General features: G+C 50.5%; 13 protein-coding genes. All 13 read left to right on the top strand.

Annotation, left to right across the window (positions count from 1 at the left end; translation table 11 throughout):
- The first annotated feature begins 33 nt into the window (after window positions 1-33).
- Entirely contained in the window at window positions 34-207 is a 174-nt protein-coding gene (locus tag HPT30_RS20955; RefSeq protein ID WP_175373268.1) for a DUF896 domain-containing protein, read from the top strand.
- Window positions 208-288: 81 nt separating this feature from the next.
- A complete protein-coding gene (locus tag HPT30_RS20950) occupies window positions 289-807 on the top strand; it encodes a hypothetical protein (protein WP_175373267.1) in 519 nt (172 codons plus the stop codon).
- 42 nt (window positions 808-849) lie between these two features.
- Window positions 850-1635 (top strand): HAD family hydrolase, encoded by a 786-nt coding sequence (locus tag HPT30_RS20945; RefSeq protein ID WP_175373266.1) that lies wholly within the window; start codon window positions 850-852, stop codon window positions 1633-1635.
- A 469-nt stretch (window positions 1636-2104) separates the two neighbouring features.
- Window positions 2105-2533: a FixH family protein gene (locus tag HPT30_RS20940; protein ID WP_175373265.1), complete on the top strand. Its 429-nt coding sequence runs from the start codon at window positions 2105-2107 to the stop codon at window positions 2531-2533.
- A 172-nt stretch (window positions 2534-2705) separates the two neighbouring features.
- Window positions 2706-6083 carry a methionine synthase gene (gene metH, locus HPT30_RS20935; RefSeq protein ID WP_246317319.1) on the top strand — a complete coding sequence of 1126 codons (3378 nt, stop codon included), beginning with the start codon at window positions 2706-2708 and terminating at the stop codon, window positions 6081-6083.
- 131 nt (window positions 6084-6214) lie between these two features.
- Complete coding sequence (rnz, locus tag HPT30_RS20930) at window positions 6215-7153, top strand: ribonuclease Z (protein WP_175373263.1); 939 nt, start codon at window positions 6215-6217, stop codon at window positions 7151-7153.
- Between the two features lie 224 nt (window positions 7154-7377).
- Window positions 7378-8166: a TIGR01457 family HAD-type hydrolase gene (locus tag HPT30_RS20925; RefSeq protein ID WP_175373262.1), complete on the top strand. Its 789-nt coding sequence runs from the start codon at window positions 7378-7380 to the stop codon at window positions 8164-8166.
- A gap of 47 nt (window positions 8167-8213) precedes the next feature.
- Window positions 8214-9029: an Fpg/Nei family DNA glycosylase gene (locus HPT30_RS20920; RefSeq protein WP_175373261.1), complete on the top strand. Its 816-nt coding sequence runs from the start codon at window positions 8214-8216 to the stop codon at window positions 9027-9029.
- Window positions 9019-9876: a deoxyribonuclease IV gene (locus tag HPT30_RS20915; protein ID WP_175373360.1), complete on the top strand. Its 858-nt coding sequence runs from the start codon at window positions 9019-9021 to the stop codon at window positions 9874-9876. Before HPT30_RS20920 ends, HPT30_RS20915 begins: the two co-directional genes overlap by 11 nt.
- Window positions 9877-9878: 2 nt before the next feature.
- The gene (locus HPT30_RS20910) at window positions 9879-10223 is read left to right on the top strand and encodes a cyclic-phosphate processing receiver domain-containing protein (protein WP_175373260.1); all 345 of its coding nucleotides are present in this window, start codon (window positions 9879-9881) and stop codon (window positions 10221-10223) included.
- Window positions 10220-10552, top strand: a complete 333-nt coding sequence (locus HPT30_RS20905) for a thioredoxin family protein (RefSeq protein WP_246317310.1) — start codon at window positions 10220-10222, stop codon at window positions 10550-10552. The genes HPT30_RS20910 and HPT30_RS20905 overlap by 4 nt, the downstream gene beginning before the upstream one ends.
- Window positions 10549-11331, top strand: coding sequence for an ABC transporter ATP-binding protein (locus HPT30_RS20900; protein ID WP_175373259.1), 783 nt, complete (start codon window positions 10549-10551; stop codon window positions 11329-11331). The genes HPT30_RS20905 and HPT30_RS20900 overlap by 4 nt, the downstream gene beginning before the upstream one ends.
- The gene (locus HPT30_RS20895) at window positions 11322-12392 is read left to right on the top strand and encodes an SAM-dependent methyltransferase (protein ID WP_175373358.1); all 1071 of its coding nucleotides are present in this window, start codon (window positions 11322-11324) and stop codon (window positions 12390-12392) included. Before HPT30_RS20900 ends, HPT30_RS20895 begins: the two co-directional genes overlap by 10 nt.
- Window positions 12393-12447 lie beyond the last annotated feature (55 nt).

The raw sequence follows: 12447 nt of genomic DNA, 5'->3' as shown, positions 1-12447 counted from the left end.
AGTTAGAATGAATTTATTAGGGAGGCGAAATCTTTGGATATAGATGTATTGGTTGCACGAATTAATGAACTGGCACGCAAGCAGAAGAGCGAAGGCCTGAATGAAGAGGAAATGGCTGAACGCGCCAAGCTCCGTGAAATTTACCTGGGTAACATCCGCCGTAATTTCCGGTCCCAACTGGATACCATTGAATTCGTAGATAAATAAGCGCTGAACAAGGAGCAGAGGCTTCGTATGAACCCTCTGTTTCTTTTCATAGATATTTCAGGATGACTAGGGGGAAATGACATGGCCCGTTCTTGGGAAAGAATGGTTCAACGCAATTCACAGCAACTCAATAAGCAAAGAAAGAAACAGGGGAAGGATGCAATTCATTCCGCGAACTCTGTCACAAAGACCAGCGATGTATTCAAGGGTCGCAATATCGTATTGCCCGTTACTCTCGTTGCTCTAGGTGTGCTGTATTGGATCATCGGCACTCTGGATCAAAGTGGAGGTAGCGTCTTCATGCACTGGCTAGGCGTTGGATTGTACTTGCTTCTGGCAGCTATGCTGTATTTCCGTCGTCCTTTCCTGAAGGTAGAGCGGAACAGATTATCCACTATCAAATTCAACCGCGAACGTTGGCTGCCTGCTACCGATATTGAGAAAATCACAGTGTCGCGTAGTGCTGTCACGATTAAGTATAAAGGCAAACGCACCACTTGGATGTTCTCCAAGCTGATTAACCGTTATGACACGGCTGCGATGGGCGAACGACTGCAAGAATTCGGTAAGGTCAACAACATTCCGGTAGAGCAATTGTAAACATTAGAGAGCAGTTCACTTCAGGGAGAGGGAGTTACTTAAATGCCGATTACCGCTGTACTGTTTGATTTGGACGATACGCTGCTTTGGGATGAACGCAGTGTAGAGGAATCGTTCCTTTCCGCTTGTGAGGGTGCAGGAGACGCTGTGGATCCCCATGAGTTGGAAGCTGCTGTACGTAGAGAAGCTAGGGGTTTGTATGAATCCTATGAGACTTTTCCGTTTACCAAAATGATTGGGATCAACCCGTTTGAAGCGCTTTGGGCCAACTTCAGTGCTGGTGAGCAGCCTGAATTCCGTCAGTTGGAACAGCTGGCACCGGTCTACCGCAAAGAGTCTTGGCGCCGGGGGCTGGCATCGCTTGGTGTAGATGACGAAGTCCTTGCTGAGACGCTCGCGGCCAAGTTTGCATCTGAACGCCGCAGCCGTCCTTATGTGTACGAAGAGACCTTGCAGGTATTGGATCAGCTACGCGGAAAAGTGAAGCTGTTGTTGCTAACCAACGGTTGTCCTGCCCTTCAGCAAGAGAAACTGGACGGGGTGCCGGAACTGATTCCTTATTTTGATCATGTTGTGATCTCTGGCAGTTTTGGCAAAGGCAAACCGGATACTTCGATTTTCGAGCATGCCCTTGACTTGCTGGACATTGCACCGGAGCAGGGAATCATGGTCGGTGACAAGCTGACTACCGATATTCTCGGCGGCTTGAGTGCCGGAATTACGACCGTCTGGATTAACCGTACCGGTAAGGACAAAGATCCTGCGATTACGCCGGACTATGAAATCGGGCATCTAGCGGAGCTGCTTCCGCTGGTACAAACTCTGTAAAGAACTTTTTTGAATAGAGCCGCCTCCTGAAGTAGATTTTCTACGGATGGGGCGGCTTTTTCTATTACTAGTATGTTAATGAAGCAGTCTTTCCTTCCTGAAAAAATGAGAATAATGTGTATAATAGAAAGAGAATTATTACACCGAGGCTCCATGCAGCAATGTTTGATGCTATAAAAGATGAATAAAAGAGATTAACAAAAAGCGAGAAGGAACGAAGGGGAAGATTGGAACTGTAGGAGCGATAGCGTTCGTCTGAAAGCTTTCCAAAGGAAAGCTAGCATCGAAAGCATAAACTGTCACCGGATTTCAACCGCTATAAGCGGTACAAATGAAAGAAATCTGGGGACAACGGCGACCGAAAGTCCAAACTTCACCGGAGTGACGCCGAGCCTTACGTTCGTATCTTAAACTCATCTTACATAGCAACTCTAGTAATAAGATAACCATTATATCAGGAGGGCTTCAGATGTTGAACCCGAGGAAAACGGTCTCATTATTAGGTATTGCATTCACATTGCTACTGGCAGGCTGCGCCTCCGAAACAGGTGGGGGAGGGCATGCCGGTCATTCTGTAGATATGTCTATGGAGCCGATCAAAGTAGAACTGGACTGGAGTCCGGCTGAAGTTACAGTGAGCAGTCCGGTTACATTCGAAGCTACGGTAACCCAGGAAGGTAAACCTGTGGATGATGCCAGGGAAGTGCTTTTTGAAATCGTCAACAAAGAGGGTAAGACTGAAAAAATGGAACTAAAAGGCTCTTCGGCAGGAGACGGGAAGTACACCGCAGAAGGAACCTTTGCCGAGGAAGGGCTTTACAATGTGACCTCTCATGTAACCGCACGGACACAGCATTCCATGCCAAGCAAGGAGCTTTCCGTTAAGCCATTGCCATAATTACGATAGCATGACTTGAACAACGATGAATCGGCAGAGACGGAAGGAAGACTTTCCGAATTCCCTTTATTCTGCTAAACTTACTCTAATGTTTTACTGGGGGGATAGGAACGTGGCTAAATATACACTTGCAGAGAGCTTACAGCAACGCATTTTGATTCTTGATGGCGCAATGGGGACCATGATCCAGCAGGTCCCGCTTACTGGAGAAGATTTTGGTGGAGAAGAACTGGACGGTTGTAATGAAATGTTGGTGCTTACAAGGCCAGAAGTTATTCAGACGATCCATGAGCAGTACCTGGAAGCAGGTGCTGATCTCATCGAAACCAATACATTTGGAGCTACATCAGTCGTCCTTGCGGAGTATGATATTCCGCAGCGGGCACGTGAGATTAACCTGGCAGCTGCCAAACTGGCGCGCAATGCTGTCGAAAAGTATGAGACTCCAGATCACCCTCGTTATGTAGTTGGTGCTATGGGTCCTACAACGAAGACTTTGTCGGTAACCGGCGGTGTCACGTTTGCGGAACTGGTGGACAGCTATGAGGAACAGGCAGTTGCCTTGATCGATGGTGAAGTCGATGTGCTGCTGCTAGAGACCTCACAGGATACCCTGAATGTTAAAGCGGGCAGTATCGGCATCCGTAATGCTTTTGAGAAGACCGGAATTACACTGCCTGTTATGATTTCGGGTACGATCGAGCCGATGGGCACAACGCTCGCTGGACAGAATATCGAAGCTTTTTATATTTCACTGGAGCACTTGAAACCAATCTCTGTTGGTCTCAACTGTGCAACCGGACCAGAGTTCATGCGCGATCACATCCGGACGCTGTCGGATATTTCATCATCCGCTATCAGCTGCTACCCCAATGCGGGTCTGCCGGACGAGAACGGACATTATCATGAATCGCCGGATTCACTCGCCCGCAAGATTGGTGCTTTTGCCGAAAAGGGCTGGTTGAATATCGCGGGCGGTTGCTGCGGAACGACACCGGAGCATATCCGGGCCATGGTTGAGGAATTGTCGAAATTCCCGCCACGTGAGCTGAACGGTACTCATCCGCCCGCTTTGTCGGGGATTGATCCAGTCTATGTCGAGGATGGTAACCGTCCTTACATGGTCGGAGAGCGTACGAATGTACTGGGCTCGCGGAAGTTCAAGCGTCTGATCGTGGAAGGGAAGTATGAGGAAGCTTCTGAAATTGCCCGGGCTCAGGTCAAGAGTGGTGCACAGGTAGTCGACGTCTGCGTACAGGACCCTGACCGTGACGAGAGCGAAGATATCAAGGAATTCTTGGAGCTTGTGGTCAAGAAGGTTAAAGTTCCGTTGATGATTGACACCACAGACCCGAAGGTTATTGACCTTGCCTTGCAGTATTGCCAGGGTAAAGCGATCATTAACTCCATTAACCTTGAAGATGGTGAAGAAAAATTCGAGCATGTTACACCGTTGATTCATAAATATGGTGCTGCTATTGTTGTCGGAACAATTGATGAGAGTGGGCAGGCGATCAAGGCGGTCGACAAGCTGGCGGTAGCGAAACGTTCCCATGATCTGCTCGTGAACAAGTATGGTCTGTCATCGGAAGATATAATTTTTGATACGCTGGTCTTCCCGGTTGGGACAGGGGATGAGCAGTACATCGGTTCCGCGAAGGAGACGATTGACGGGATTCGCATGATCAAAGAAGCATTGCCTTCTGTTCATACGATCCTCGGGATCAGTAACGTTTCATTTGGTCTGCCTGAAGCAGGGCGTGAGGTGTTGAACTCTGTGTTCCTGTATGAATGCACTAAGGCTGGACTCGACTACGCTATTGTAAATACCGAGAAGGTGGAGCGTTATGCTTCCATCCCCGAAGCTGATCGGATCTTGGCTGAGCAACTGATCTACAATACTAACGATGATACGCTGTCCGCTTTTGTCGCTGCCTTCCGTGGCAAGAAAGTCGAGAAAAAGGAGAAGATCTCCAATCTCTCGTTGGACGAGCGTCTGGCTTCTTATGTGGTTGAAGGAACGAAGGAAGGTCTGATTCCCGATCTGAACGAGGCGCTGACTAAAGCGTCGCCGCTGGAGATTATTAACGGCCCTCTAATGGCCGGAATGTCTGAGGTCGGAAGATTGTTTAACAACAATGAACTAATCGTGGCTGAGGTGCTGCAAAGCGCGGAAGTCATGAAGGCTTCGGTTGGACATCTGGAGCAGTTTATGGAGAAGGACGAGACTGCGGTAAAAGGAAAGATCATGCTGGCCACCGTCAAAGGGGATGTGCATGACATTGGCAAAAACCTGGTGGAGATCATCCTGTCCAACAATGGTTACCAGATCGTCAATTTGGGTATAAAAGTACCACCGGAAAACATCATTGAGGCGTTCCGGCGTGAAAAAGCAGACGCTATCGGCCTCTCTGGCCTTCTGGTGAAGTCAGCTCAGCAAATGGTGCTGACCGCACAGGATTTGCGGAACGCTGGTATCGATGTGCCGATCATGGTCGGCGGTGCCGCGTTGACACGTAAATTTACCAAGACTCGCATTCGTCCAGAATATGATGGACTGGTGTTGTACGCCAAGGACGCCATGGACGGACTGGACATTGCCAACCGGCTCATGAATCCGGAGGAACGGGCCAAGATTGAAGAAGAGGTTCGTGCCGAAGCTGAAGCAGGGGCTACTGTAGCGGTGAAGACAGAACTGCCGAAGCTGACCCGTGCGGTCCGCTCGAATATCTCACCGGATGCGCCGGTCTTTACACCACCGGATCTGGAGCGTCATGTCCTGCGCAATTATCCGCTGGGGCATATCGTACCTTATGTGAACATGCAGATGCTGCTGGGTCACCATCTTGGACTTAAGGGGTCGGTGGAAAACTTGCTCGCTGCAGGGGACAAGCGTACAGTAGATCTAAAGGCGACTGTAGATGATATTCTGCATCAAGCGATGGTGAATGGGACGATTACGCCACATGCGATGTATCGTTTCTTCCCGGCGCAGTCTAAGGGCAATGATATTCTGATCTACGATCCGCAGGATACCTCCAAGGTGCTGCATACCTTTACCTTCCCTCGCCAAGGGGTTGAGCCATTCTTGTGTCTGGCCGACTTCTTGAAGCCAGTGGATAGCGGTATTATGGATTATGTAGGATTCCTTGTAGTAACGGCAGGACACGGCGTTCGCGAAATGTCCACGGAGCTGAAGGATAGAGGAGATTATCTGCGCTCCCATGCACTGCAGGCAGTTGCTCTAGAGGTGGCGGAAGGTCTGGCGGAGCGTGTCCATCATATGATGCGGGATACTTGGGGCTTCCCGGATCCGGCGGATCTGACCATGAAGCAACGTCATGGCGCCCGTTATCAAGGAATTCGTGTTTCCTTCGGCTACCCGGCCTGCCCGGATCTGGAAGATCAGGGGCCGCTGTTCAAATTGATGTCTCCTGAAGATATCGGCGTTGAGCTGACTGAGGGCTTCATGATGGAACCGGAAGCTTCTGTATCTGCGATGGTATTCGCGCATCCTGAAGCGCAGTATTTTAACGTAGAGAAGCAGTAATTTCTTCTTGATGATAGCCGGAATGAGGGTGATTATAAATCCTCTCCGGCGAAGCCTCCCGGTTACGGGAGGTTTTTTGCTGGAATAATAGAAGAACGGCAAAGACACAATGCACAGAAAGGAGGAGAGCTATGGAAATATACTTCTTAGGAACCAACGCCGGGGTGCCGACCTTACAAAGAAACGTGACTTCGATTGCCTTGCGTCTGATGGAAGAGCGGCGCAGCTTCTGGATGTTTGATTGCGGAGAAGGGACACAACATCAGGTTCTTCGCTCTCCGCTGCGACTCGGCAAGTTGGAGAAGATTTTCATCACTCACTTGCACGGTGACCATTTGTTCGGATTGCCTGGATTAATCTCCAGTCGAGGCTATCAAGGAGGTACTGCTCCGCTTACTGTGTATGGACCTCCGGGGTTGAAAGATTATCTCGAGATCTCGTTGTCCGTCAGTCAGTCCCGTATCCCTTATAAGCTGGAAATCGTGGAGCATACCGGGGGAGTTGTCTTCGAGGACGCAAGCTTCCGTGTGGAGGCGGGCCTGCTTGAGCACCGGATTGATAGTTATGGATACCGTGTAACGGAAAAGGACAGCCCCGGCAGCCTCAATACAGAACGTCTGCTAGGCTATGGACTTAAACCGGGTCCTCTGTACGGCAAGCTGAAGAAAGGGGAGGCCGTAACAACACCGGATGGGCTGGTCATCCAACCTGCTGATGTTGTCAACGAGCCGAAGCGTGGTCGCATCGTAACAGTGCTTGGAGACACAAGACCCTGTGAGGAAGCCCTTCGCCTCTCACAGGATGCCGACCTGATGATCCATGAAGCCACCTTCGCCCATGATCTGGCAGAAATGGCTCATCAGTATCATCACAGTACGGCAAGGCAGGCTGCGGAGACTGCACGCGACGCCGGAGCACGTTCACTGCTCCTAACCCATTTCAGTTCCCGGTACATTTCATTTGATGAACTGGCTCCGCTTCAGGAAGAGGCGCAAGCCGTCTTCCCGGAGACGTTACTAGCCGAAGAGTTCAGCACATTTCCGGTGTTTCGGAGAGCGCCCGGAAAATAATTATTTTCCGGGAAAGCGCAGGAACTGACAGCCTTGTCCAAAAAATGCCGGAACCCAATCCGGGTTCGATTTGGGTCGACAAAGTGCGTTGAAATATAAAGGCTTTATGGTGAAAGTTGTATTGGAGTAATCTGGAAGCCTTATAACATAAGGGAATATTTAATTCATTGTATGATTAATTCACATCATTAAATATAGTTCTTGCCATTGGCAAAGGAGAAGCTATGAATAAAATCTCAGGATTGCTAATTGATCTCGATGGAACCTTGTATCATGGTCAGACGATGATTGCGGGCGCGGATACCTTGATTGCTGGCTTAAGAAAAGCGAATATCCCCTTCTTGTTCGTGACCAATAATTCTTCGCGTACAGCGGAGGACGTAGCGGCACATTTGCGAGGTATGGGAATTGAAGCCAAGGCTGATGAAGTATGCACTTCCTCGCTGGCGGCTGCCCGCTATATTGCCGAGGAATCGCCAGGGGCATCCGTGGCGATACTTGGAGAAAAAGGCTTGCACCAAGCTTGTGAAGAGGCGGGTCTGAATATTGTGACAGAATCGCCCCAGTATGTCGTTCAAGGAATCGATCGTTCCTTTACATATGACAAGCTGGCACAGGCCCAGCGCTGGATTTTGGGTGGTGCCCGATCAGTACTGACGAACCCGGATCTGATGCTGCCAGGTGATGGCGGAATCATGCCAGGTGCAGGAACGATCGGGGCTGCTATTGAAGCAGCCACCGGGGTTGCTCCAGTAGTTATTGGCAAACCGCATTCCCACCTGATAGCATATGCAACAGATCGGCTGGGGATTGAGCCCGGAGTTGCTATTATGGTTGGAGACAACATGCGGACGGATATCGCAGCAGGTGCACGTGCAGGCTGCCAAACCATATTGGTCTATACAGGGCTCACCAATGCTGAGAACCTGGAACATTATAAAGAGATCACGGGAATTACCCCGGATGTCATTTGTGCCGATTTAACTGAACTTCAAGCATTTCTCGGTGTATAATGGCATAGGAACAACCATTCCACCAACCTAGAAGGGAAGATTGAGATATGCCGGAACTGCCGGAAATGGAGAACTATAGACAAAGGCTTGGTCAACATATTATTAACGTGCCGATTACAGGCGTAACTGTGAATAGAGAGAAGTCCATTAATCTGGAGACTGAGGCGTTCACTCAAGCACTGGTCGGCGCGCGTGTTGTATTTGTGGAGAGACGGGCTAAGCATATTCTGTTCCACTTGCATGACGGCCGCAGACTGCTGCTGCATTTAATGCTCGGCGGATTGCTTTTCTATGGCACTGAGGAAGAAAGACCGGACCGCAACACTCAGGTGGAGATAACTTTTGGCGATCATATCCTCTATTTCATGGGTTTGCGGCTAGGCTACCTGCATCTGCTGTCGGTTAAGGAAGCGGAAGCCGCGATGGGCAAGCTTGGACCAGAACCGTTAGATCGGCGGATGACCCTGGAGCGTTTCACAGGGATGCTCAAGGGTCGGCGCGGCGCGCTGAAGAGCCTGCTTGTGAATCAACAGTTCATCGCTGGCATAGGCAACTGCTATGCTGATGAGATTGCTTTTGAGGCCAGATTGCTGCCTTCTGCGCTTGTGCAGAACCTGACACAGGATTCCATCGCAAGATTGTATGAGGCCATCCGTAAGGTTTTGACCGACGCAACCGAGATCGGCGGCTATATGGAAATGCCATTTATGAATGGCGATACCGTCACAGGAACGTATAACGATCGATGCATGGTGTATGACCGTGAAGGCGAACCTTGCCTGCGCGGAGGGGGAACAGTTGTTAAAATCGAGCTGTCCGGACGCAAAGTGTTCTATTGCCCGGACTGCCAGCATGAACAATAGCCCTAAAATCGGGGCACATGTCAGCATCCGCGGCGGATACGGCCGAGCGGCCCGGTTCGCCTGGGAGAGCGGTGCGACAAGCTTTCAGTATTTTCCGAAAAATCCGCGCAGTCTGAAGCTTAAACCGGTCGATGGCCGGGATGCTGAGGACTGCGCATCCTTTTGTCGGGAGCACGGAATCGTCTCTATTGCCCACACGCCTTATCCGACCAATATGGCGGCGGGAAAGGGTGCTGCAACACCTGGAGCGGTTATGGTGTCTTCGCTGCGAAATGATCTGGAGATTGCCGAAGCTTGCGGCTCTCTGGGGATTGTCGTGCATTTTGGACAATTTGGCGGGATGGAGCCGTTACAAGGCTATCAAAATATTATACAATGTATGAATGAAACCTTGGCGTCGTGGGAAGGCCGAACTAAGCTCTTAATCGAGAATCAAGCCGGCAATCACGGCCGGGAGGGTATGACGCTGGAGGAATTGGTGAAGGTTCGTGAACTGAGCCAATATCCGGAGAAAATCGGCTTCTGCTTCGATACTTGCCATGCTTATGCCGCTGGAATCTGGAACCCGGAAGATACGGAGGCACTGCTCCGCCGTGGAGACGACCTCGGCTATTGGCCGAATCTCGTTGCCATACATCTCAATGATTCAAAGTACCCTTTAGCCTCACGCAGGGACAGACATGCTGCCATTGGGCAGGGGTATATCGGAGAGAAGGGTCTGGCTGGACTATTGACTTCAGAGCCGCTGCAGGGTGCAGCGCTTGTTATGGAGACAGAGAAGGGACCGGACGGAAGTCATTCCCGAGAGATATCCCTGGTAAAGGCCTGGTTTGGAACGGAGGATTGACCTTGATTAACGTATATATGGATGATTACCGTAAGCGGCCGGAGGGTTTTGCGTTGGCCCGGACGACAGAAGAATGTCTGATGCTGCTGCGGGATTGTGAAGTTGATATTTTATCGCTGGATTATGACATGGGCCCTGATGACCATAATGGCGGTGAAGTGGCTAAACGGATCGTGCTGGAGGGTTTGTTCCCTCGTTCTATTTTTCTGCACACCTCCAGTCCTTGGGGCCGCAAGGAAATGTTCGAAATCCTGTACCCGGCTAAGCCGGCTGGAACGGCTCTGCATAACGGTCCGCTAAGTGTGGAGCAACTGTACAAGATTGCTTCTGGTGCCGATGCCTTATGATGACACAGGAGATAAAGGAATCTGAATTACTGAAAGCACTGGAGATTCCCGGCAAGCCGCTGGTAGTCTTTCTTCATACACCACTATGTGGAACCTGTAAAGTTGCTCACCGAATGTTGGAGATCGCAGGACATTTGCTGCCAGAGGATCTTGTGATTCACGAGGCAAATGTGAACATGCTGCCGGAAATTGTGGGGAGTTACCGTATATCCAGTGTACCTGCTCTTCTAGTGGCTCAAGCTGACCGCCTGACACCGCCAGAAGTTCATTATGCGATGAGTTCGGTAGAACGGGTGCTGGAATACATAAGGAGGGGGATTACGCCATGATATCATTACAACATCTTACGCTCCGCAGGGAAGAGAGTCTGATCCTAGACGATGTGTCGCTGGAAATTAAAGAAGGTGAAAATTGGGCAATTCTGGGCCGGAATGGTTCCGGTAAAACCACGATTCTGGAGATGCTGACCGGATATATGTTTCCGAGTAGCGGCACAATCGAGGTTCTTGGCAATCTTTACGGACAATGCGATCTGCGTGAAGTGCGGAAGGAGATTGGTTATATCGGACCTTCCCTGATGGAGAAGCTGTCGCTCAACGATCCGGTGTGGGAAGTCGTGGCTACTGGAGCATATGCATTCTTGCGTTTCTACCAGAGTATCCCGGAAGATGTAAAGGAACGGGCCCTCGCGCTGTTAAAAGATATGAATCTTGGTGCGCTTGCGTTCCATTCTTTGGGGACTCTTTCACAGGGAGAGCGTAAAAAAGTCATGCTGGCCCGTTGTTTGATGGCTGATCCCAAGCTGCTGGTCATGGATGAACCTTGTGCGGGGCTCGATCTGTACGAGCGTGAGAAAATGCTGGATGAAGTGGACAAGCTGAGACAGCGCAAAGTTACAGTGGTATATGTGACGCATCATATTGAAGAGATTGTGCCGTTGTTCAGTCATGTGGCGTTGATCAAGGACGGAAAGCTGGCCGGTTCCGGCCGTAAGGAAGAAGTATTGACGGACGAGATGATTAGGGCGACCTATGATATCCCTGTCCATGTGGAATGGGAAAACGGTCGTCCCTGGATAAAAATTAGACCTGGAGGCATATCCATTTGAACAACTTGATAGAAGATAGAACGGAGCAGGAAACTGCTTCGGAAGAAGTAATCTCACGTTATATTTGTACTGCCAATCATGGTTTTGCTCCCTATGCGCAGGAAGAACTGCGCCGTTTGTTCGGGGCTGTAAAAAGCACGCTGTTGCTGCCAGGTGAAATCTTCCTGGCTACCCTTCAGGCAAAGCCTGAGGAGGTGGCCGGACTGCTGGCGCAGCAGCCGCCAATCTTTTTACGGCATATTCAGCCTGTGCAATTTCAGGACGAGGGGAGTATGGAAGCATTGCAGCGTCTGGCTACCTATTTGAGCCGTCGCAGTGAGCTGGAAGGCGTGAAGGTGGCGCTGCATGTCCGCAAGAGCGCGGATTGTTTCTGGGAGCAGAGTCCAGGTGAGCTGCGCGAATGGCTTCAGGGAGAATTGCAAAACCTTGAAGCTGAGTTCACTGTTCAGGAGCCGGCGTGGGTCATTTCCGTTTACGCGACCCAGGATGCTCTGTACGCCGGGGTTTCACGGCCGGAGGACAACCTCTCCAGCTGGAACGGTGGAGCGATCCGCTTCCGCAAGGAAGACGGGCAAATCTCCCGCGCCAAATTCAAGCTGATGGAAGCGGAGAAGGAGTTCAGCATTCCATTTGCGAACTTCCGCAATGCCGTGGACATCGGTGCATCGCCGGGCGGCTGGACCTCATTCCTTCTGGAACGTGGCATAAAGGTCACAGCCGTAGACCCGGCATTGATGCACGCTTCCTTGCGTAACGCTCCTGGTCTAAAGGTGCTGCGCAAGAACGCCGGAGATGTGAAATTCAAGGATCACGAATTTGATCTCTTCGTTTGCGATATGAGCTGGAGTCCTAAGCTGATGGCGAAGCTTGTGACATCACAACTGCACAGCTTGGCTCCTGGAGGGACTGCCATCGTGACAGTGAAGCTGATGCACAAGAAGCCACTTGCGCTGATTAAGGAGCTCATCGCTATGTTCGAGAGCGAACGTATGCAAATCCAGCGGGCGAAGCAGCTGTTCCATAACCGTGATGAGATTACACTTTATATGATTAAGTATTAACTACATTATTATTTTATGTTCTGGGAAAGCATCCCGTTGACGACCGGCATACCGC

This window comes from Paenibacillus agri (genome assembly GCF_013359945.1).
GTDB lineage: Bacteria > Bacillota > Bacilli > Paenibacillales > Paenibacillaceae > Paenibacillus_AQ > Paenibacillus_AQ agri.
This window is presented reverse-complemented; position numbering and strand designations above follow the sequence as displayed.